The organism is Hydrogenispora ethanolica (genome assembly GCF_004340685.1).
GTDB classification, from domain to species: Bacteria; Bacillota; UBA4882; order UBA8346; family UBA8346; genus Hydrogenispora; species Hydrogenispora ethanolica.
Window position 1 is genome coordinate 13,442 of sequence record NZ_SLUN01000034.1, and the last position, 22,051, is coordinate 35,492.

Below are 22,051 nucleotides of genomic sequence, written 5' to 3' on the forward strand. Positions count from 1 at the left end.
ATAAAATAATAAGTGTGGGAATTTGCAGAAACAGATAGTGGTTATTGTGAAATGAGTCTGGCTGTAACCAATTATCCCCGAAGGACTCGATTCATAGCGAGTTAAAGACAAGATACCGGCTTTTTACGGAAATGGCGCTCAAGAGGCTTTTGGAACCATCTAAACAGCCATCACAGGAGAACAGGGACGAAAAAACATATTACAAAGGTAATAAGGTAATACAGAAGGGCAGTCGACCGCGATTTTCTCGCGGTTTTTTTGGCCTATTTTCTTTTGGCCTTTACCTTAACAAGCTTTAGGCTTGGGCGTTTGATGCCAAGAAAGCACTTATCCTATCCGTAAGATTAATCAGGGTATGTCCGGCTCCCGGCAGAACGTTGATTTTAGCATGCGGAAGTAAATCCCCCAAACGTTTGGCGGTCACCGCGGAATGAAGCATGATATCTTTTTCGCCCACAAACAGGATAACAGGCATCGATAATTGCTTTAATTCAAGGTCGGAAAATAAAGGAATGACCTCGCGGCGAAAGTTAAAGTTTTTCCCGAGGAGTTTCTGATATTTTAAGACAACTTCAGGTAGGGGCTGATTTCCGTTTATTTTTTTGTATAATTCAGCCATTCCCTTTTCGCCGAAGAGCATATAAAACAGCGCTTTAAAAAGGAAAGAAATTCTTTGCGGTCCGATACCTGCCGGACATAGTAATACCAGTTTATCTACTTTTTCCGGATAACACACGGAAAACTTAGTTGACAGCCACGCACCCAATGAAATGCCGAGGAGACTTGCTTTTTCCAACTTTAACGCACTGAAAACATCTAGAAGCCATTCTACCAAAGCAGGACCGCTGAAAGATAGTTGAGTTTCGTCACTTCTACCCGGTTCCCCGGGTATATCTATCGCATATACCCGATAGTTACGGGAATATTCACGTGAATCTTCTATCCACATCATGGAGTTGAATGCGCTACCGTGAAGTAGGATCAGCGGCGGAGCATCTTTTTCACCTGTGGCGATTATAAAAGTGCTCCCATAACGTGTTTTAACGTAAAATTTTTCATTTGGCAAAGGCCAATTTTCAAGTAATGAATCATATGATTTTAAAATAGCAGTTTTTCCTTCTTGGGACTTAAAAGCAAGTTTAGTTTTCATTGCCCTATCCTCCATCTTATTTTGGGTTCAGGAGCCAATTCTCCGCATCGGTAATACTGCTAAAAACCCTAAAGCTGTTTCCTTTGTTGGACTCCGCTAGCATTTCCTTGAACTTTCCATGGATTAATTGTTCATTTGCGATAATAGCTGCAGTTTTAACTTGAAAGTTGATGAATTTTTGGAGCATCTGTCCCGCTACCCCTGTTTTAAGTTTGAAGAAATCGTCTGAAAGCGCTTCAGCGTGGATTATCAAGTGATTGGTATCATTTTCACTGCATATCGCAATCAAATCCAGCGCATCCTGCTCCGTGCAAAGCGGTGTTTCGGCGGAAATATATTCAATATATCTTCCGTTAGTCTTTTCTATAACTTTGAATTGCATTTTGTCTGTCTCCTTTCCATTATGGCTACAAAGTTCCCGGCGAACTTTTTGAATCCAGTTCAATTCATTTTCGTAGGAGGAGATTAAATTATCGTGAATCAAATTCCACAAACTCATTTCCCGCGCAGTTCGATTAGGTGAGAATTTTCCTCTGCGCATATTTTCCCTTTGTATTAATAATTGCATTTTGACCTGATTTTCATATCCGGATAATATAGTTTCAAGTTCGTCGGTACTTAGAAGGTCCGCCCAAGCAAGTTGAATCAGAAATGTTTTCTTAAATTCCGTAGGTTCAGGAGTGGAAATAACCCACTCTTTCAACTCGGCCAACCCTTCGTTGGTAATGGTGTATATCTTTTTTGAGGGGGAGCTTTCCTGATGATGAACTTCACTGGTAACAAATCCTTCGTCAAGTAGTTCCAACAATGATTTATAGATTTGATTATTATTGCCGGACCAATACATGAAAGGCGAATTTTGAATAATTTTTTTTAAATCATATCCGGTTAAAGATTTATAGCTTAGAATTCCTAAGATTGCATAGTTGATTGACATGAATTTCTCCTTCTGTTTTTATCATATGTTAATAGTAACATATGATAAGATGTCTGTCAAATGAAAATGAAAGTTATTTGAACCACTTTTGTTCCATCAGCGGGTATTTGCGTCCGCTTCGGCGACGTCGGGTGATACGTCCCTGTACCAATTCCGCACATCCGGCTTCAGCTGGATAGGTGTGCTAGTTTCATGGATCGGCTCGATCCGAAATAGGATGACATTCATGGAAGCTTCCCGAAACCTCGGGGAAACTTCCCGAAGATTCGTCGATGCTTCCCCAAGGATTGGTCTTCTTTCCCGGAGGTTTGGGGAAGCATCCCGAAAGATTGGTCCTTTATCCCGAAGCCTTGGGGATGGTTCCCGAAGGTTCCGGGATGCTAGGATGAACCTTCGGGAAGAAAGGATCACAGGATCCTCTGAAAGGATCATGGGATCCCTTACAAGGATGAAGACCATCCCTTACACGGATCATGGCATCCCTTACAAGGATCGAAAGATCCTTTAAAAGGATCGAAGCATCCCTTACAAGGATGGCTTTCATCCTAACAAGGATGAAGAATATCCTAGTTGGACCAAAGACCATACCTGACATGAGGGAGGATGAACTGATATATTAGCGGGGCCGGGATGGGGGACGGAGGGGCGGGGAAGGATGAGCGAGCAGAAAATTGATGGATTTCATTCCTCCTGTTGGGTTGATGACTCCATACCATCTAATTCGACATTCAGGGGTGAAATCTATTTTTCTCCCCGATAATTCTCGATTTTATTGACTTTCTAGTTTTGAAATTAACTCAATTCTATAATACGCAGGTTTGACCGCTTCATTCGAAGGTCAAGGCCTGCGTTTTTAATTTTTTCACCGTTGAACTCCCTTATATTATGGGCAGTCAAAGAAAAATATCCGGCACAGCCGGCCGGTCGCTAAATGACAGATATCTTGGGGGCGAAGCGGGCATGAAGAAATAGGGCCCAAAATTGGCGGCGCCGTATTGTGAGATGATAATTTTTTTGAAATCTTACATGGAGAAAAACCCCTGTTAAAAAACGAATCGTAGCGGATTGTTAACATTTGTTTATATGTAATAAATTGAACTTGACATGACTTTACCTTGAGCAGTAAACTAAATTGGGGCAGAAAGGATAATTATCAGCCGAACATCAATTTTAATAAAAATGTAATCTTTCGTTTTGGTTTTATTACATAACAAAAATTCAGCATACACTATATATTGTGCCTTCTTTGATTGGATTGCACAATATATTGATTTTTTAAAATAGTGAACAGAATGCCGCATAGTTACATATTGTTAACAAATGAAACTGTTTTTCGATATTGAACGTTTTCGAAAATAAGATGAACCAAAATTCGCAAAGGATATCTTTCAAAGTGCATTATAGCAGTTCCTTCATCTTATTTCACAAAGAAAATTTTCGGGCTTGATTTGAAGACGTTCAGATACTCATATATTGAATAGGTGACTCCGGAGTAAAAACCTTTTCATGGCTTCGATGGAGAAAATTTGATTGTTTTTCCATCTCCGCTTGATGCGGAGGCGGGGAAATAATCAAATTTTCTTCATCTTCTTATAGCAGGTATTGTAGAGGTTGTATCACATCAAATTTTCAAATTTAGGAGAACAGAGGTCATGAATATCGATTCAATCCTCAATGTATTTCAGGGGATCCAAACGTTTGCAGCGTCGCCTTTGTCTGCCAATCTGGCACGGATCGGACTCATTTTGCTGGGACTTTTATTGATGTATCTGGGACGGAAGGGAATTTTGGAACCGTTGTTGATGATACCGATGGGCTTGGGAATGGCTACCATCAATGCGTCCGTTTTGTTCTTCGATCCGTTAGGTTTGCATGGCGGGTTGGGAACCTTGTTCGTGGAAGCCCAAGCTGGAGCCGGTTTGAGCAAGGTCGCCAGCGCCGGTGATTTAATGTATATTTTAGGGATCGATTGGCTGCAACCGATTTATACATTTACATTCTCGAATGGCTTGATTGCCTGTTTTGTGTTCATGGGAATCGGCTCGCTCCTGGATGTCGGGTTCCTGATGGCGCGACCATTCCTTTCCATGTTTTTAGCCTTATGGGCGGAGTTTGGAACCATTTTCACGTTGCCGATTGCCCGATTCTTCGGATACAGCGTGAAGCAGTCCGCGGCCATTTCCATGGTCGGCGGGGCGGACGGTCCGATGGTGCTTTTCACTTCGCTCAAGCTTGCTCCGGAACTGTTCGTTCCCATCGCCGTGGTGGCCTATTTGTATCTGGGTCTGACCTATGGCGGATATCCGTATCTCATTAGGTCGTTGGTCCCCAAAAAGCTGCGCGCGATTCCGATGGATCCACCGAAAAACAAGAACTTCACCGAAGGGCAGAAGATGGCTTTCGCCGCCGTTTGCTGCGTCGTGTTGTGCCTGCTCTTCCCGGTGGCGGCGCCGCTGATCTTCTCGCTCTTTTTTGGCGTGGTCATTCGTGAATCCGGTATCAAACCCTTCCAGGAACTTTTGAGTGGCCCCATTCTCTATATCTCCACCATGTTTTTAGGATTGATGCTGGGCGTGCTTTGCGAAGCGAATACCATCCTGGATCCCAAAGTCCTGCCCTTGTTATTGCTGGGAATCCTGTCGCTGCTGCTTTCGGGAATTGGCGGCTTAATCGGCGGTTATTTGGCCTGGTTCTTCTCCAAAGGCAAGGTGAACCCGGTCATCGGCATCGCCGGCGTCTCCTGTGTTCCGACGACCGCCAAGGTAGCCCAGAAGATCGTCCATCATGACAATCCGCAGGCGATGGTCATGCCCTATGCCTTGGGCGCCAATATCAGTGGCGTGATCACGACGGCCATTATCGCCGGCATCTTTTGCACATTGATCAAGTAAGGAGAGTGTGAGCCATGAGCGCATCAACGATTGCTATCACCACCTATGTCATTGCCATTTTCATCTCGTTTCTGGTCGCCGGGATTATTCAAGTCATGGGGGCGATTCTCTCCCATCTATCCCAAAAAACCGCAGCGAGCCAGAATTCAGTTGCTATAAGCGATGCTCCGGTTGCGCAAGCATCATCCTCCGACGATGCGGCGATCGCTGCCGTGATTGCTATCGCGAAGAACTATTGATGGAAAGGACACGGCATTCTTCCCTTCGTTCCGTGAACGGGGCAAAGGCTGTCGATGAGAATAGCAAGGCCAATAAAGCCAATAAAATCGTAATCTTCGTCAAGAGAGGGAAAATCAGATGAAAAAGAAGATTAGTTTTATGCTAACGGCGTTTCGTGACGGTTTTCAATCCGTCTACGGAGCGCGGGTATTTTCCAAGGACTATTTGCCGGTGGTGGAAGAAGCCGCCCAAGCGGGTATCGAGCATTTGGAAGCCGGCGGCGGCGCAATGTTCCAATCGCCTTATTTTTATTGCAATGAAGACGCTTTTGCCGTAATGGACGCTTTCCGGAAGGCGGCGGGGCCCAAAGCCAACCTGCAGACCCTTTCGCGCGGCATCAATGTGGTGGCGCTGGATTCTCAACCCGGCGACATTATCAAGCTCCATGCCCAACTCTTTAAGAAACACGGCATGACCACGATTCGCAATTTCGATGCCCTGAATGACGTCAACAACCTGATTTACTCGGGAAAATGCATCAAGGAAGCCGGCCTCAACCACGAAGTCACGGTCACCATGATGGAGCTGCCTCCCAATTGCGAAGGGGCTCATACCCCGGAGTTCTACATCAACACTCTGAAAAAGATTTTGGACGCGGGGATTCCCTATGATTCGGTGTGTTTTAAAGACGCTTCCGGAACCAGCCGGCCCCAGAAAGTCTTCGATACGATCCAACAGGCCAAAAAGCTCCTGGGGGACCAGGTGAAACTGGTGTTCCATTCCCATGAGACCGCGGGTTCGGGTACGGTTGCCTACCGGGCGGCCATCGATGCCGGTGTCGACCAACTCGATCTTTCGTTGGCGCCGGTTTCCGGCGGGACCTGTCAGCCGGATCTGATCACCATGTGGCACGTGCTGCGCGGCACCGAGTACGATCTGGACATCGACATCTTTAAGATCATGAAACTCGAGGAGAGCTTCAAGGCGGCCATGAAGGATTATTTCCTGCCTCCGGAAGCTACCAAAGTGGAGCCGATCATTCCCTTCTTCCCGATGCCCGGCGGCGCGCTGACCGCCAACACGCAGATGTTGCGCGACAATCAATTGCTGGATAAGTATCCGGAGGTCATCGCCGCCATGGGCGAGGCGGTGGCCAAGGGCGGTTTTGGCACCTCGGTGACCCCGGTTTCCCAGTTCTATTTCCAACAGGCTTTCAATAACGTGATGTTCGGGCCGTGGAAAAAGATCGCGCAAGGGTACGGCAAGATGGTTTTGGGGTATTTCGGCAAGACCCCGGTGGCCCCCGATCCCGAAGTTATCGCCATCGCCCAGGAACAGCTCAAACTGGAGCCGACGACCGAAAGCCCCTTGGTGATCAATGACCGCAATCCCAAGAAGGGCGTGGCGGCCTCTAAGAAAGTTCTGGAGGATGAAGGGCTGCCGGTGACCGACGAGAATATCTTCATCATCGCCAGCTGCGCGGAGAAGGGCGTTGCCTTCTTAAAGGGCAATGGCACCATCGGCGTGCGGAAGGCGGCCAAGCAGGAAGTGGCCGCGGCCGCCACTGCGGAAGGGGCGGCTCAAAAGCCGAATTCCTATCTCATCAAGCTGGATGGCAAATCCTATAACGTGAAATTGGAAGATTCCAAGGCGATCGTGAATGGGAAGACCTATAACTTTGAGGTCGGCGCCGGAAGCCAAGAGACCGCTCCGGCGCCCACAGTAAGCTTGGGCGATGCCCAGCCGATCACTTCCGCCCTTCCCGGACTGGTTTTGCGGGTCGAGAAGAAAGCGGGCGACTCCGTTAATGAGAACGAGACCGTGGTGGTCATCGAATCCATGAAGATGGAGAACGCGTTGAGTTCGCCGGTAACGGGCCAGGTTGTCTCCATTCAAGTATCTCCGGGCCAACAGATTGCGGCCGGCACCGTCGTGGCGACTGTCGCCAAGCGCGGCTGAGGTTTTTAACCCGGGCGGCGGGGATGCCTTCCGGAGATCTTCTTTACGCGTATACCTTGACACAGACCCGGGATGAAGCGTCAGCCCGGGTCTGCTTGCATTGGCGCCCCCGGCGCTTCGACAGGGAACGGCGTCTTTTTGGTGAACTTTTACAAAAACGGCAGGGGTTTCGAGCGCGATGCCGAATGCAGCATCAGGCGATCGTTGCTTGATTGCCGCCAATCAGCTTGGAATGGAGGTTTTGGGTTATGTCAGCCGTGACATTTGAAGAACTCCGCGAGGAATCATTGCCGGAAGTGTTGGCCATCTACACGCATTACGTCCAAAACACCACCGCGACCTTTCACGCCCATGCGTTATCTCTGGCGGAAATGCGCGAGGTGGTCTTTTTTGACAGCCCCAAGTATCAGACCTATGCGATCAGAGCGGCCTCCGGTGTGATCTGCGGCTATGTGTTGTTGACCCAGCACAAGAAGAGAGAAGCTTACGACGGCACCGCCGAGGTGACGATCTATCTGCATCCGGACTTCACCGGCCAGGGAATCGGCGGCCAGGCGATAGCTTTTATCGAGAAAGCCGCCAGGGAGCGGAACTTTCACGTGCTGGTCGCCACGATCTGCGGCCAGAACGCAGCGAGCATCCAGCTGTTCGAGCGGAACGGTTTCAGCCGCTGCGCTCATTACCGGGAAGTGGGGCGCAAATTCGGGCAATTGTTGGATGTAGTGGCGTATCAGAAGATCATTTCGTAATGCATCGATTTTGATGACGGTGGGCCGACCCTCCCGCTCCGGTTCGGAATAAACCGGCCGGCGCCGCAGATACTATAGCCGGCGATAATCGCTGGAAAGTCAAGGGAGCGGGTGGCATGGAGCGAACGGATCGTTTTATTCAGGGTTTTGTCGCGGGTCTCAGCGGAGCTTTGACTACCACAGTCGTGGGATACCCATTTTACTGGTTGAAATGGACGACCCTGCGCTTTGCCGATTTTGCCGCAATTTTACTTTACGGTCACCGGCCGACGGGCCCTATGGAAGCGGTCTTTGCAACTTTTGCCCAGTGGGGGTTCGGGGTTGCCGGAGGGGTGGTCTTCGCCTATTTGCTCCAAACGATCTCCGCCAAGAATATTATCTTGAAGAGCTGGTTCTTTGGCATCGGAGTCTGGTTTGCGGCGCACGTTGTCACCAGTCTATTCCAAACTCCCGGCTTAACGGTGATCCCGCTGAAGACGGTGGTTGTCAACTGGATAGTTTCCTCCGTTTATGGCATCATGCTAGGCTGGAGCTATCAATGGTTCAATCGGAGCTGGGGCGAGGCGGAGGTCTGAAGGGCTGCGGCGGATGGAAGATGCAGTCCCGCAGCGTTTTCAAGTCAATCCGGCCTGAAAGGGAGCGGAAGAACGTTCGTATCCTTCGTCTCCGCCACTCGGATTGCCTTCCGGAGCCTCTGGCAATTCGTCCAAAGCTTTCGGCAATTCCGCCGAGGTCTTCGGATGATTTGCCGCGGACGCCGGCGGACCTTCCGGCGGGCATGGCCGTCCTGCCGGAACATTCGGAAGGCCGTCCGAAGCCCGAAGCGGATCTGCCGGAGCTTTTGATAGGCGTTCGGGAGGCGAGAGACGTCCCGCGGACGGAGAGGCCGGCCCGGGACCAAAGGTCGATGGCGGAGAATTATTGGCGGTGCCGAAATAAATAAAGCAGGTTGCCCGATGGGGCAGCCTGCTTTGGGATAGCGGTTTTTGGATTATTTGTCCACGGCGTCTTTCAAGGCTTTGCCGGCCGTGAACACCGGAGCGTTTTGCGCGGCGATTTCGATCTCGGCGCCGGTTTGGGGATTGCGGCCTTTGCGGGCTTCCCGTTTGCGGACTTCAAAACTGCCGAAGCCGACCAGTTGAACTTTTTCTCCGCTCGCCAATGCCTGGGTCATTGCATCAAAAACGGCATCGATCACCTTGCCGGAGTCTTTTTTGGTTAAGCCGCTTTCTTCAGCCACTTTGTCGATTAGTTCGGTCTTGGTCATCTGTTACGATCTCCTCCATATGAATATTTGTAACCCTAATTATTTCCGTATTCATGTCTGAAAATCCTCCCTGGATTTCCTTTTTTTTAGCCTGGAGCCGATAAATTTTTATGTGAGGCATCCCGGCTTTCTAAAGAAAGCTTGACGCTCCAGGCATTCCGCAGGCCGCGGATGGTTGGAAACCCGCTCCGTGAGCGGATCAGGTCAAGAAAAATGAGATGGGGCAGCTTTGAGGGTTGCTCTAATAATTAGGGAAAAATGGTTCTTATGTTAGATTTGAGTGACGGCTGGCGTTATGATGGTAATGGGGTGGATTTAGGGACCGGGGCAGATCCTAGGCTTGAACGGATTTCATTCCAATGCGGGAATCCCAGTCCCGTTTCCATCGTCCTATCAAACTGAAGCAAGGGGGAATTCAATGGCAGCGCCCATTCTAAGGACAAAGCGCCTTATCCTGAAGGCCCTGGAGGAAAAGGATGCGGATCGGCTATTCGCTTACCGTTCGGATCCCGAAGTCTATCGCTATAAAGGCTGGAAGCCGCGGCTGCGGGCGGAAGCCGTGGACTTTATCCGCCGGAATACCGTGGAGTTCGACCGGCCGGGAACATGGTTTCAACTCGGCATCTATGACAGGGATTCCCTGGAGCTGGTGGGGGATGCGGGTTTGCATTTTCTGGAGCCGGAGGGGCTCCAAGTGGAGATCGGATACACCATCGCCCCGCCGCACCAGCGGCAAGGATTGGCCGGCGAGGCGGTCCGGGAGGTGATCGGGTACTTATTCCGGGTGATGCGGAAGCACCGCATCATCGCTTCGGTCGACCCGGAGAACGCCGCTTCCCTGGCCTTGGCGGAAAGCCTCGGCCTGCGCCGGGAAGGGCATTTTCGGAAAAGCGTCTGGAACGGTGATTATTGGGAAGATGACGTCATCTATGCCATTCTGGCGGAAGAGTGGTCGGGGACGAGCGGGGCGATTCCCGGGGCAACCGATCATTCGAGCGGTCCTACGGAGGGCGGAGGCGGTCCGGGATGAGCCGCCGTCCGCTTTGCGATCGGCCGTCCGTCAGGGATGCCCTGTTACCGGTTGGGAGTCTTTCCGGAGCGGCAGCCATTCCAGGACGCGCTGGATCTTGCGGTCCCAATAGCCCCACTCATGGGTGCCGGGCTCCTCTTCATAGGTCAGCGCCAACGGCAGCCGGCGGAAGAAATCGCGGAAGCGGATGTTATCCGGATACAAAAAATCCTCCGTGCCGCAGCATTGGTAGAGCAAAGGTTTCGGACCCGTGGACTTGGCCACTTTTTGCGCCAGATGGAAGAGGTCGTTGTCGCTCCCGATCAGTTTTTGCGGATCGCCGAAGATGTTTTCAAATTCCGGTTGGCGGGCTTCGTCCCGGACTCGGCTGACGATGTCCAGCGCGCCTGAGAGACTGGCTGCGGCGGCGAACTTTTCCGGATGCCGCAATGCCAGTTTGAACGCGCCGTAACCGCCCATCGACAGCCCGGCGACGAAATTCTCCTCCCGCTCGCCGGATAGCGGGAAGAACGACCGGGCAATCTCGGGGAGCTCCTGGCTGATAAAAGTCCAGTACCGGTAACCCCGCTCCATATCCGTGTAAAAACTGCGGTTGACCGCCGGCATTACGACCGCCAATCCCAGCGGCGCCACATAACGCTCGATGGAGGTCCGCCGCAGCCAGATGGTGTGATCATCGGAGAGGCCGTGCAGCAGATAGAGTACGGGATGCTTTGTACCGAAGGAACGGCCCTTCAGGCCGATCTGGCCTTGCGTCGGCTGTGGCAGGATCACGTACATCGCGGTGGAAATGTCGAGGACTTCCGAGAAAAAATCACAATGAATCAAAGCCATGTCATTTCAACCCCCTTGAATCACGCGTCACCAATATATCTCCATCATACTTCGGCGGCGAACCGCTGTCAAATCCCGGCGGATCAATTCAGCCGTTTCCCGTTCCAGCGGCCCTGCGCGGAAGTTTCCAAAAGGCAACGGACCATAGTAAGCCGAAGCGGTGCTTTTTTCATATATATATGTCGAACCAAAGATTTGCCGCATCCGGTTTTGACCGGGATGAGGAGCTAAAAGCGTTGTGATAAACCCTGTCCGAAGGCCAGGGTGAACACAAAAGCTCGGAGAAGCAAGGGATAAAGTCGGTTTCAATCGTTTTACAAGACAATTTCCGGCTCGAAAGACTTTATTCCATGGTTTCTGAGAGGTTCCGGTGACGCGAGAAGGGGATGGTATCATGAACGGGCCGACGTTCCATCGGGAAGCTGTGGCGCAAATCGACCGGGAGCAGCTTCTGGAGTTCGGGCTTTCCGGGCAATGGGGAAACTTTTTGAGTCGCTTATTTGTGACGGATATCCTAAAATGGTTCCTGGGACAGACGCTGAAAACGATTCTCTATCCCAAAGTGGCATTTTGGAAGGTACGATACGCCTCCCAAAATGCCCGGGGGGCGGAGGCGATCCTTTCGGGCCTGGTCATTGTGCCGCTGGATGGGCTCAACCGGCCGGTTCCCGACACCTTGCTGGGATTCCAGCACGGGACGGTGCTGGAGAAGCGGCTCGCGCCGTCGACCTTCGATCTGAGCCGGCCCTTGGATTACCTTGAGGTTTTGATTGCCGCGGCGTACGCCATGGATGGGTATACGGTGGTCATCGCCGATTACCCGGGGTTGGGCGTGGATCCGGGCGACCATCCCTACATGAATGCCAAACCGTTGGCTGTCTCGGTCGCCGATCTGCTGGTCGCGGTGAAGAATCAGATCTGCGCCTCGAGCGGTTTTCCGAACCCTCGTCTGTTTCTGACCGGCTATTCCGAGGGCGGTTACGCGACGATGGCGGTGGCCCGGGAGCTTCAGTCCAACCGGAAATATGCCGGCCCGCTCCGGGTCCTTGCCGCCGCTCCGCTGGCCGGGGCCTACGATCTTTCCGGAACCATGCGCGAGCTGATGTTGCAAAAGGCAGCCTATGGGGACGGCTATTACCTGCCCATGACCATCCGCGGCCTGCATGCCTGCTACGGCGATGCCTACGGTGACGGCATCTTCACCGGGGCGAGGGCCTTGAAGCCGGAGTATCAATTCTTGTTTGACCTGGTGGATGGGTATCATCCGGTGGACGAAGTCCAAAAATATATGCCGCCGGTGCCACGGGAGATTCTCGCGCCGGCCTTCATCGCCCAGCTGGAGAATGAGCGCAGTGCAGCCTGCCGGGCCTTGCGGGAGAACGACCTCTATCACTGGACGCCGGAGATGCCGATGTACCTGTATCACAGTCCCGATGACGACCGGGTGCCCTATGCCAACTCCCGGATCGCCAGCGCCAGCTTTATGCGGAGAAAAAGGATGATCCCGGTGGTGCCCACCTTTTCACTGCCGCTTCCCGGTTCGGAGCACGGCAAGGCCGCGCCGGTCTGTTTCCTGACGAGTTCGGTATGGCTGAAGCTGTTCCGGAAAGCGGCGAAAAACTAATCGCCTGTACATAGAGGAAAGTGATGACAAGTACCGAATTTTAAAAAAGAATGCGCGGACAGCGGATGCATGACGGAAAAACGTCGTTAAGTTGATATTTCCGGTCATCTCAACATTGTATCTATTTATCGAGCGGGTTGCCCGCGCGCTCGAAAAAGAAAGGACGGTCATGAACGAACAGGATTTACGGCCCATCGTTGAAGCGACGTATCTGAACCGGGAAAATACTTGGCGCTACCGGGCGATCTTACATTATTGCTTTGCGCAGCATGAACGGCTGCATCATTATGTCTATCCGGAAGAGATTTATCAGCACCTGAAGGCAAGTCCGTTTTTTAGCGACTATAGTGAAGAACAGTTGCAACAGGACCTGAAACAACTGGTGGAATGGAAGAACCTGATTCCGCGCCAGGAAACCGGACGGGTGCAGACGATTGACGATTTTAAACGCAAGAAATTCCGTTACCAATGCACCCCTTATACCATTGAGATCGAACGGATGATCGTTAAACTGCAACAACTGGGCGAAAGTTTCGGCGGCTCGTTGGAAGCCACGCTGTTTGAACGGTTGCTGATGGCGTTGACCCGGTTCCTCGAACAGGGGATCGCCGCCGCTGGCGGGGAACTGAACCAGAGTTGGGAAGACTTGTACGGTTATTTCCGGAAGATGGTGCAGAATGCTTCGGATTATCTGGCGCATTTGAAAAGCGATAAAGTGGAAGAACAGATGATGACCGAAGCGTTTGTCGCGTATAAAAATGCCTTTACCCAATATTTGCAGAATTTTGTCCTAAGCATGCAGCGGACTTCGTTCAAGATCGAAGCGCTTCTAAAAAAGGCCCCGCCGGAACGGCTGCGCCGCATCGCCGAGCGTCTGGCGGATTACCAGTTGAGCATCCCGCGTCTGGATGCTCAACCGAGCCGCGAAGAATGGGTAGAAAGCTATCTGGACAAGTATCAAAGCTTGGCGGAGTGGTTTTTGGGACGGTCGAATCATCCCAGCGAGCTGTCCTCGCTGCAAAATGAAACCACGGAGACCATCCGCCGGATCGCCCGTTTTGCCCAGCGGTTGGGCGAACGCAGTCAGGCGTTTCGCAGCCGGCGGCATGACTATTTGCATCTGGCCGGGTGGTTCGGACGTTTGGACGATATCCGCGAAGCCCATCAACTGGCGGCGCTGTTGTTCGGCCTGGCGCAAACGCGCCACTTGTATGGCGGACAGCGGACCAGCGACGATCTGGACCGGCAAGTCTGGGAAGAACCTCCGACCATCGTCACCTTATTGCCGCGGATAGCCGGTTATCGCGAGAAGAGCCGTCCCGGCGCGGTCATCGATCGCAGCATTGTGAAACAGGAAGCGTTGCGTGAATATCTAATCCGGCAGCGCCGGAACGAGGCGTTGATCGATAGGTTGATTGTTGACAACCGGATCAACTTGGCAGATCTGGGCGAAATCGACACTTATGTGCGGAAAACCTTACTGGGCTGGATCGCCCGCTGTATGCAGAGCCGGGAGCGTTTTATCCAGACGGAGACCGGCCGGAAGATCCGGCTGATTGAAGATGGAAGCGGGCGGCGTATTGTCTTGCAATGCTCGGACGGCGCCTTGGAGATGCCCAATTTTATCCTGGAGTTCATTGACGATAAGCGGGCGGTTCTTCCGATGAAGGCGGGTGAAGCCGGTGGCTGAAGAGAACGGTTTAGCATTTGACGATGGCGCACAGGAGGCATTGACGCTCCTTTTGGAGCATTATTGGATTTTCCGTGAGGAACAGCCGGAGCAGTATCATCTGATCCGTCAGTATGAACCGATCTTGCGCCCCTATTTATTTGAGAAATGCGGCTGGCGGTTGATTCAAAACCCGCAGTTTTATAAGTTGGAAAAGATCCCCTCCGAGCCGGAGCCATGGATGGGAATCTCCGATTTTCAGCAGCCGCGCGACTACGCCTTGCTCTGTTGCATCCTGGCTTTCCTGGAGGAGAAAAGCGTGGATGAACAGTTCCTCTTAAGCGACTTGTGTGAAAGCATCCTGGCTTTATACCCCCATGAAGTAGAGGCGGGTGAACGGTTAAACTGGGAAAATTACGAGCACCGGCGTTCGTTGGTCCGGGCGTTGCGATTCGCGGCTGAGGCCGGACTGGTACGTTTGGTGGATGGCGACGGCGAGCAGTTTGCCATGCGCCGCGACAGCGAGGCGCTTTATGAAGCGACGCTGATGGCCCGCTATTTCTTGCGTTCCTATCCCAAGGATCTGCACCAGTATCAGAGCCTGCAGGATCTGCAATCCGCCGAACATTTCGATGAGGAGGCGGCCACCGGAACGGGGCGTCGCGTTCGGGTATACCGTCAATTGTTGTTGACGCCCGCTTATAACGCCGCCGATGGCCGGCCCGAGGACTTTATCTACTTGCGCTCCATGCATAAACGCCTCCGGGATGAGCTGGAAAGCCGTACCGGCCTTCAATTCGAATTGTATAAGGATTGCGCGATGCTCACCAGCCCGGAAAGGATCAATTGGTGCAAGCAGGTCTTTCCGTTCCATCAAAACGGGATCCATGCCGTCATCCTCCATTTTGCCCGGTGGTGCCGGGATGAACGGCAGGCCGCTCCGGACTGGCGCGGCGTCTATACTCCGGTGGAGTTGGAGCGGATGGTTGACCAATGCCGCAACCGGTACGGATCCGGTTGGACCAAGGAATACCGGGAACTGGGGTTAAGTAAATTAGCGGCGGCTCTGACCGAAGAACTGATCGCTTGGAAGATGGCCGTGGCCGATCCCGAGACCAAGCTGATTGAGTTGCGGCCACCGTTTTGGCGTCTGGAGGGGCGTTATCCGGACAACTACAGTGAGAAATGAGAAGTGAGAAGCGGGATGCGAGATGGGAGAGACGGGAAAATTCATTGTGCTTCATAGGCTGCTTTGTTTTCCGTCTCCCGTTTCCAACTTTTAAAGATTTAAGGATGTGAAACGAAAGTTTAATGGATAATCCTGTAAATAATAAGTGGCGGTTAAACCGCGCCGGTTTTTTGAATTACTGGTATTATGACGACGAGGAATTTGATTTCGCCGCTGGCCGGTTGTTGCTCCGGGGGAGTAACGGTTCGGGGAAATCAGTCACCATGCAGAGTCTAATCACGGTGCTGCTGGACGGCGTCAAAAGCCCCGACCGCTTGGACAGCTTTGGTTCAAGGTCGCGGCGGATCGAGGACTACTTGCTGGGTGAAAAGGAGCTCGTGGGCCGCGACGAGCGGACGGGTTACTTATATCTTGAGTATAAGCGGGAGCATACCGAGCAATACCTGACGACCGGCATTGGACTGCAGGCGCGGCGGAACGGCGGCCTGGACTTTTGGGGGTTTGTGATCACGGACAACCGGCGGATCAAGATCGATCTGTTCCTTTATAAACCGGAGATCAATCCCGAAGACGGTTCCGAACAACGGATCCCACTGACCCGCGCCGAGCTGGAGCGGTCCGTCGACAGCGGCGGTCAGGTGGTCCGTTCCCAAAAGGAATATATGGAACTGGTCAACCGCTATATCTTCGGCTTTGAGACGATTGAGCAATATCAGGAACTGATGAAATTGCTCATCCAGTTGCGCAGCCCGAAATTGTCCAAGGATTTTAAACCCAGCGTCATTTATGAGATTCTCAACGAGTCCCTGCCGTCGCTATCCGATGAGGAACTGCGCCCGTTATCGGAGACGATTGAAAGCATGGAACGGACCAAGCTCCAAATTGAACAGTTGGAACGGGACAACCAGGCCTTGGGACGTTTATGCCGCCAGTATGATCAATACAACCGGTATGTACTATTCGAAAAGGCGGAATTGGCGCAAAAGACCAAGCAACGCCTGGCGCGGCTGGAGCGCGAGACCGGAGATTTAAGCCGCGCGCTGGAAGATCAACGTTTGCGTTTGGCCGCCGAACAACGGCGCCAGAGCGAACTGGAGCAGGAATTGAACGTGTTGCAGCGGGAAAAGGTAGAGCTGGAACAGCACGACGTATTTCGGGCGGAACAACAGAAACAGGAACGGGAACGGCAGTTGGAGCAGGTCCTAACTGCCCGGCGGGATAAGGCTGGCCAGCTGGCGGCCAAAGAACGCCGGGAAAACGAAGAACGGCAACTGGCGCGCAAGTATGAACAGGGGGTTGCCGAAGGCCGGACCCGGGCGAATGAGCTTTTGCAGGAATTGGCCGACGCCGCCGTTGAAGCCGGCTTTGACGAGCATGCCGTGTTGGCGCGCGCCTTTTCCGAGCACAATCCGGCCTTTTCTTTTACGGCATGGCGGCAAAACGTCAAGCGGCATCTGGAAAAGCTGGAAGCGGTACTGGCGGCGCTGCGGCTGCAGGCCGAAAAGCGTCAACTGCGCGAACGGATCGAGCAGGAATTGGGCGAAGAACGCCGCTTGCTTGACGGATACCGCGCTGAGCACCGCCGGTTGGAACAGCGCTTCGTTGAATGCCGCGACCAGCTGTTGGCGGATTTTTATCAGTGGCGGCAGCAACATTCCGAAGCGCTTCCCATGGAACAGGAGGAATTGCGCCAAGTGGCCCAGGCGTTCCAAGGGTTGTACGAGGGGCGCGCTTGGAGTGATGTGAAAGCCCCGGTCGAAACGGCTTATGGCAGGCGGATTACCGCAATCAACCAGGAGTTGGGTCTGGCTAACGCCAAAATCAAACAGTTGGAAGAGCGGGAGCGCGCTTTGAACGGAGAACTTGCCGAGTGGCAGCGCAAGCCGGACCCGGAGCCGGACCGCCTGGCGGATAATCAGGCGACGCGCAGTCTGCTTACAGAACGGGGCATTCCCTATCTGCCATTGTATGCGGCTGTGGAATTTCAGCCGCAGGTCCCGCCGGAACTGCGGGAGCGCATCGAGGCCGCTCTGACCGAGATGGGGCTGCTCGACGCGCTGATTGTTCCCGGAGACCAGTTAAAGCGCATTCCGGCTGGCGACACCTATGGCGCGCTGATTCATCCCAATCCGCAGATCATGGCGGCGACATTGGCGGATTATCTTTATCCCACGCCGGACGGCCAAGGGGTGACTGCGGCGGATATCGATGCGGCGCTCCGGAGCGTTCTGGTGGAGGAAAAGGCGGCCTGGACGGAAACAGCGCCGGGCGGGGCGGACTGTCCGGTCTTGGTCGCCGCGGACGGCGTTTATCACAGCGCGATTTTGAGCGGACGCGCGCCGCGCCGCCAAGCGGCGCTATACATCGGTAGCCAGGCGCGCCAGGAATACCGCCGGGAGCAAATGGCCCGCCTCGAACAACAGCTGGCTGAATTGGGAGAGGAGCAGGAAAATCTTTATGCCGTCTGCACCGAGCTGCGAAAACATCTGGCGCAGGCAGGCCGGGCCATGGAGGAGTTCCTGGCTGAAAGAGAGATTCGGGAAATCTACCATGCCAAACAGGCGGTGCTGGCGGAGATCGGCCGGCAGGAACAACGGGTTGAACAGGTTGATGCCCGCTTGCGGGCGGTTGCCGCCGAGTTGCAGGCCTTGCGCGGGCAGCTCCAAACGCTCGGCGCCGGCTTGAAATTACCGCTCCACGAAGCCGACTATCAGACGGCGCGGCAGGCCATGGGAGAATATCAGCATCACTTGCATGAACTGGAATTGGCCTGGCGCGATTATCAGAATCATGACATCAATGCCGGCCAGTGCCGCGAACGGTTGATGGAACTCGCCGCGGACGTGGACGGATTGAAAGGGGAACTGTTGGTCCTGGACGATCGGATCGCCGGCTTGCGACTGGAGATTGACCAAATCGTCAGCCGTTTGCAGGAAATGGGAGCGGATGAACTGTGGGAACGGGCGCATAAGGTCGCCAAGCGGCTGGAAGAGATTCCGCGGGAAAGCAGAGAGCTTTCCCAGACTATAGCCAGGCTCGAGACGGGAATGAAAACGGATGGAACCAGGATGTCGCAAGCTTTGGCGAAGATCGGTTTTTATGAACGGCTCAGCCAATGCTGGCAACAAGTCTGCGCTGATGAGCTGCGTCTGGGACTGGTTTATCCCGGCGATCAGCCGTTACCGGAGCTGAATGATATTCTGCAACAACAAGAGAAACTGCTCAAACAGGATAAATTGGATCGGCTGGCGGTGACCGAACGGCTGATCGAACGGTTTCATATCGAAAATAACGTGCTCATGGAGTATCGGATGCAGCTGGAACCGGTTATAGGACAATTCGGGGAGCCGCCTCAACTGCCGGAAGAGGCTGAGCCTGATGACAGTATGGTCAGCGAATTGGAAAAATTGCAGGAAAAAGCGCAACGCCAGATCATTACCTTGGATTACGACGGTCGAAGGCAGAATCCATACCAGATGCAAAAAGTATTGGAGACGCAGATTACCGAGCAAAAATCGATTCTCTCCGATAAAGACAAAGAACTGTATGAAGAAGTGATCATGAACAGCATCGGGCGGATTATCAGTCGCCGCATCCAGGCCGCTCAGCAATGGGTGGCGGATATGAATGAACTGATGGGACAGCGCGACAATTCCAGCGGCTTACGGTTTAAACTGGAATGGAAAGCCCGGCTGGCGGAGCAGGAGGAAGAGTTGGACATTCAGGATCTGGTCCGGCTTTTGCACGCTGATCCGGCATTATTGCGCGAAGATGACCTCCAGAAGATCGTGCGGCATTTTCAGAGCCGTATTGAACGCGCCAAACGGGCGAGCGAGGGGATGACCGGCGCGGAGAATGCGCTCACCTTTCAGCGGGCAGTCCGGGAGGTGCTGGACTATCGACTCTGGTTTCAATTTAAGCTCTTATATGAACAGTCCGGGATTGCCTGGCGTGAGCTGACAGACAAGATGTTTTTCAAGTTCAGCGGCGGCGAAAAGGCGATGGCCATGTATATCCCGTTGTTTTCCGCGGCATACTCGCGCTATCAGGAAGCGCGGCCGGACGCACCGTATATCATCACCTTGGATGAGGCTTTCGCCGGCGTGGATGAGAACAATATCCGCGACACCTTCGCCCTGGTTGAGCAGTTGGGCTTCAACTATATCCTGAATTCGCAGGCGTTGTGGGGCGATTATGACGTGGTGCCGTCATTGTCGGTATGCGAATTGATTCGTCCGAAAAACGCTCCCTATGTCACGGTGGTCCGCTATCATTGGAACGGGCGGGTCCGGTCTCTGATGCCCGAGGCCGTTCCGGAAGAGTTGGTCGCCGCCGCGGCTGAACCGTGAGCGAGTGGGAAGTGGAGATCATGAGCGAACCGCCGGAGGAACTTTTACCGCAAGCGGTGGCCTATTTCCGCTCCCATCCGGGTTTTAAGAGGCTGCTCGACGGATTGGCGGAAAAATATTGCAAACTTGGCAGACTGGGCGGCGTTGTCGCGCTGGAAGATTTAAGCCATGAAGAACAGACGACGCTGGAGGCTTTCTTCCGGCGGCCGCTGCCCGGAAAGCAGTTGCGTTTTCCCGCCGGCCAATTTGGGCGACTTTTGGCCGAGACCCGGTTTGACGGATTGGATCCTGTGGCGCTGTTGGCCGCATGGCGCGGCGGCGAATTGGTCACCCGCCAGGAGCGGCGCGACTGCGCCGAACAAGCGCGGCAAATGGAACTTCGTCAACTGCTGGCGGAGTTCCCGGCTCCAACCTGCCAGGCATGGCTACAGGCGGCATTGGATAAGGAACCGGATACGCGGCTGGTGCAACGGGCTCTCGTCACGGATCGCGATTTTGCCCGAAATATGGCCGCGGCTTTACGCGCGCTCACCAATTTACCCGAAAGGTACCAACGTTTACCGGTCTTTGCTCGGAATATTTGCGGTGATCCCCATGGGCTGGATATGGACCGTGGCGCCGGGAAGCTGTTCTTAGAAGGCCTGCGTTTCCTCCGGGTCCGGGCGGGGGGAAATATTGGGGAGGCCAGTGCGCTTTCGGCCGTGGAAGAACGCAATGAGCTGTTATACCATTTTAAACTGCTCCGCGACGATCTGCTGAACTTTGCGACCTGTTTCGGTTTTGCCGCTTATGCGGGGAATGGGCAAGAGATTTCATACTGGCGGATGGCGTCCGAGGCGCAGGCGCCTTTGAACGTGCCGTTGCGCGAGATTGCCCGGGTAACCGCTTTGGGCCCGTGCGCCGGACCGAGCGAATTCCTGCCGGAGCGCAGCCGGTATGATGTTTTTATCGTGGAAAACTCCGGCGTGTTTTCGGCGCTGCTGGACGAAGGCGCTTCTTTTCAGCCATTGCTCATCTGTTTGCACGGGCAATTCAAATTAGCCTCCTGGGCGCTGCTGGATCGTCTGGCGCGGAGCGGCGCGGTCTTCCATTACTCCGGCGACTTTGATCCGGAAGGTTTGCAGATGGCGGAGAAGCTTTTGCTGCGTTATCCGGATCGGGTGCGCCTTTGGCATATGACGGAAGCCGATTATTGGCTAGCGTGTCCAGCCGCGCCGCTGGATGAAGCGCGCCTCCAAAAACTCGCCTCCATCAGGACTCCGGAGTTGAGCCATTTGGCCGGCGTGATTGCGGAAAAACGGTCCGCTGCTTATCAAGAAGGAATCTTGGAACTCTTGGCGCAAGATATCAAGCGCCCGCTTTCCGCCAGCAAGTGAGATGCTACCTATGCATCCCAGTACTACATCGGAATAATGGTTATAAAATGAAAATAACGACCACGGACCCATACATCCGGAGTTTGGAATTGAAGCGGGAAGAAGTGCCGTCCTTCGAGGAATACCCGTTTTGCTTGCCTGCGCTTCAGCATTTGCGGGTTTTACCATTTCATCCCAAGGTGACCTTCATTATCGGCGAGAACGGCGCCGGAAAATCGACCCTTCTCGAAGCTATCGCCGTCGCTTACGGTTTGAACGCCGAGGGCGGTTCGCGAAACTTTAATTTTTCATCGAAAGCGACTCATTCGGAGCTCAACCAGTATATCCGGCTGGTCAAGGGGGCCAAAAGGCCCCGGGACAGCTTCTTTTTGCGGGCCGAAAGCTTTTATAACGTGGCCACGCAGATCGATGAGTTGAATGTCCAGGAATTCTATGGCGGCGGTTCGCTGCATGAGCAATCACACGGCGAATCGTTTCTGGCCCTGTTTTTAAACCGGTTCGGCGGCCACGGCCTGTATCTATTGGATGAACCCGAGGCGGCACTGTCGCCGTCGCGCCAGATGTCGCTGCTCACCCGGATGCATGAGTTGGTGAAGGAAGATTCGCAGTTGATCATCGCCACGCATTCGCCCATTTTGATGGCTTATCCCGACGCGTGGATTTATCAGATCAAAGAAGGCTTTGAGGTCGTCCGGTACCAGGACACCGAGCATTATCAGATCATGCGGTCCTTCATCAATCATCCCCAAAAGATGCTGGACATCCTGCTGGACTGAAAAATGCCGGTAGGCAAGTTTTTCGAGGTGTT

16 protein-coding genes are annotated in these 22,051 nt (G+C 53.3%); 12 read left to right on the forward strand and 4 right to left on the reverse strand.

Going from position 1 to position 22,051, the window contains the following annotated elements; translation table 11 throughout:
* Positions 1-295 precede the first annotated feature (295 nt).
* A complete protein-coding gene (locus EDC14_RS20920; protein ID WP_132016264.1) occupies positions 296-1,150 on the reverse strand; it encodes an alpha/beta fold hydrolase in 855 nt (284 codons plus the stop codon).
* A gap of 16 nt (positions 1,151-1,166) precedes the next feature.
* Positions 1,167-2,087, reverse strand: coding sequence for a PadR family transcriptional regulator (locus EDC14_RS20925; RefSeq protein WP_132016265.1), 921 nt, complete (start codon positions 2,085-2,087; stop codon positions 1,167-1,169).
* 1,652 nt (positions 2,088-3,739) lie between these two features.
* Here EDC14_RS20925 and EDC14_RS20930 point away from each other — a divergent pair.
* From EDC14_RS20930 to EDC14_RS20950, 5 genes are all read left to right on the forward strand, one after another.
* Positions 3,740-4,978 carry a sodium ion-translocating decarboxylase subunit beta gene (locus tag EDC14_RS20930; RefSeq protein WP_132016266.1) on the forward strand — a complete coding sequence of 413 codons (1,239 nt, stop codon included), beginning with the start codon at positions 3,740-3,742 and terminating at the stop codon, positions 4,976-4,978.
* Positions 4,979-4,992: 14 nt separating this feature from the next.
* Positions 4,993-5,217 (forward strand): hypothetical protein, encoded by a 225-nt coding sequence (locus EDC14_RS20935; protein WP_132016267.1) that lies wholly within the window; start codon positions 4,993-4,995, stop codon positions 5,215-5,217.
* 118 nt (positions 5,218-5,335) lie between these two features.
* The gene (locus EDC14_RS20940) at positions 5,336-7,156 is read left to right on the forward strand and encodes a biotin/lipoyl-containing protein (protein ID WP_132016268.1); all 1,821 of its coding nucleotides are present in this window, start codon (positions 5,336-5,338) and stop codon (positions 7,154-7,156) included.
* A gap of 248 nt (positions 7,157-7,404) precedes the next feature.
* The gene (locus EDC14_RS20945; RefSeq protein WP_132016269.1) at positions 7,405-7,905 is read left to right on the forward strand and encodes a GNAT family N-acetyltransferase; all 501 of its coding nucleotides are present in this window, start codon (positions 7,405-7,407) and stop codon (positions 7,903-7,905) included.
* A 116-nt stretch (positions 7,906-8,021) separates the two neighbouring features.
* Complete coding sequence (locus EDC14_RS20950) at positions 8,022-8,480, forward strand: hypothetical protein (protein WP_132016270.1); 459 nt, start codon at positions 8,022-8,024, stop codon at positions 8,478-8,480.
* A 416-nt stretch (positions 8,481-8,896) separates the two neighbouring features.
* On the opposite strand, the gene EDC14_RS20955 is transcribed toward EDC14_RS20950, so the two are convergent.
* Positions 8,897-9,172 carry an HU family DNA-binding protein gene (locus tag EDC14_RS20955; RefSeq protein WP_132016271.1) on the reverse strand — a complete coding sequence of 92 codons (276 nt, stop codon included), beginning with the start codon at positions 9,170-9,172 and terminating at the stop codon, positions 8,897-8,899.
* A 418-nt stretch (positions 9,173-9,590) separates the two neighbouring features.
* Here EDC14_RS20955 and EDC14_RS20960 point away from each other — a divergent pair, with 418 nt between their 5' ends.
* Positions 9,591-10,202 carry a GNAT family N-acetyltransferase gene (locus EDC14_RS20960; RefSeq protein ID WP_132016272.1) on the forward strand — a complete coding sequence of 204 codons (612 nt, stop codon included), beginning with the start codon at positions 9,591-9,593 and terminating at the stop codon, positions 10,200-10,202.
* A 30-nt stretch (positions 10,203-10,232) separates the two neighbouring features.
* On the opposite strand, the gene EDC14_RS20965 is transcribed toward EDC14_RS20960, so the two are convergent.
* A complete protein-coding gene (locus tag EDC14_RS20965) occupies positions 10,233-11,036 on the reverse strand; it encodes an alpha/beta hydrolase (protein WP_132016273.1) in 804 nt (267 codons plus the stop codon).
* 394 nt (positions 11,037-11,430) lie between these two features.
* On the opposite strand from EDC14_RS20965, the gene EDC14_RS20970 reads away from it, so the two are divergent.
* The 6 genes from EDC14_RS20970 (at position 11,431) to EDC14_RS20995 (ending at position 22,019) form a co-directional block, all read left to right on the forward strand.
* On the forward strand, positions 11,431-12,660 hold the full coding sequence (locus EDC14_RS20970) for an alpha/beta hydrolase family protein (RefSeq protein WP_132016274.1): 1,230 nt from the start codon (positions 11,431-11,433) through the stop codon (positions 12,658-12,660).
* A 169-nt stretch (positions 12,661-12,829) separates the two neighbouring features.
* The gene (locus EDC14_RS20975; protein ID WP_132016275.1) at positions 12,830-14,350 is read left to right on the forward strand and encodes a TIGR02677 family protein; all 1,521 of its coding nucleotides are present in this window, start codon (positions 12,830-12,832) and stop codon (positions 14,348-14,350) included.
* Positions 14,343-15,518 (forward strand): TIGR02678 family protein, encoded by a 1,176-nt coding sequence (locus tag EDC14_RS20980; RefSeq protein ID WP_165908192.1) that lies wholly within the window; start codon positions 14,343-14,345, stop codon positions 15,516-15,518. The genes EDC14_RS20975 and EDC14_RS20980 overlap by 8 nt, the downstream gene beginning before the upstream one ends.
* A gap of 122 nt (positions 15,519-15,640) precedes the next feature.
* A complete protein-coding gene (locus EDC14_RS20985; RefSeq protein WP_132016277.1) occupies positions 15,641-19,867 on the forward strand; it encodes a TIGR02680 family protein in 4,227 nt (1,408 codons plus the stop codon).
* Positions 19,864-21,243 carry a TIGR02679 family protein gene (locus EDC14_RS20990; protein ID WP_132016278.1) on the forward strand — a complete coding sequence of 460 codons (1,380 nt, stop codon included), beginning with the start codon at positions 19,864-19,866 and terminating at the stop codon, positions 21,241-21,243. Before EDC14_RS20985 ends, EDC14_RS20990 begins: the two co-directional genes overlap by 4 nt.
* Before the next feature lie 47 nt (positions 21,244-21,290).
* Positions 21,291-22,019: an AAA family ATPase gene (locus EDC14_RS20995; RefSeq protein WP_132016279.1), complete on the forward strand. Its 729-nt coding sequence runs from the start codon at positions 21,291-21,293 to the stop codon at positions 22,017-22,019.
* Positions 22,020-22,051: the final 32 nt, after the last annotated feature.

Coding starts and splice junctions, on each gene's coding strand:
- EDC14_RS20920 (WP_132016264.1), bottom strand. CDS start 1,150: ATGAAAACTAAACTTGCTTTTAAGTCCCAAGAAGGAAAAACTGCTATT.
- EDC14_RS20925 (WP_132016265.1), bottom strand. CDS start 2,087: ATGTCAATCAACTATGCAATCTTAGGAATTCTAAGCTATAAATCTTTA.
- EDC14_RS20930 (WP_132016266.1), top strand. CDS start 3,740: ATGAATATCGATTCAATCCTCAATGTATTTCAGGGGATCCAAACGTTT.
- EDC14_RS20935 (WP_132016267.1), top strand. CDS start 4,993: ATGAGCGCATCAACGATTGCTATCACCACCTATGTCATTGCCATTTTC.
- EDC14_RS20940 (WP_132016268.1), top strand. CDS start 5,336: ATGAAAAAGAAGATTAGTTTTATGCTAACGGCGTTTCGTGACGGTTTT.
- EDC14_RS20945 (WP_132016269.1), top strand. CDS start 7,405: ATGTCAGCCGTGACATTTGAAGAACTCCGCGAGGAATCATTGCCGGAA.
- EDC14_RS20950 (WP_132016270.1), top strand. CDS start 8,022: ATGGAGCGAACGGATCGTTTTATTCAGGGTTTTGTCGCGGGTCTCAGC.
- EDC14_RS20955 (WP_132016271.1), bottom strand. CDS start 9,172: ATGACCAAGACCGAACTAATCGACAAAGTGGCTGAAGAAAGCGGCTTA.
- EDC14_RS20960 (WP_132016272.1), top strand. CDS start 9,591: ATGGCAGCGCCCATTCTAAGGACAAAGCGCCTTATCCTGAAGGCCCTG.
- EDC14_RS20965 (WP_132016273.1), bottom strand. CDS start 11,036: ATGGCTTTGATTCATTGTGATTTTTTCTCGGAAGTCCTCGACATTTCC.
- EDC14_RS20970 (WP_132016274.1), top strand. CDS start 11,431: ATGAACGGGCCGACGTTCCATCGGGAAGCTGTGGCGCAAATCGACCGG.
- EDC14_RS20975 (WP_132016275.1), top strand. CDS start 12,830: ATGAACGAACAGGATTTACGGCCCATCGTTGAAGCGACGTATCTGAAC.
- EDC14_RS20985 (WP_132016277.1), top strand. CDS start 15,641: ATGGATAATCCTGTAAATAATAAGTGGCGGTTAAACCGCGCCGGTTTT.
- EDC14_RS20995 (WP_132016279.1), top strand. CDS start 21,291: ATGAAAATAACGACCACGGACCCATACATCCGGAGTTTGGAATTGAAG.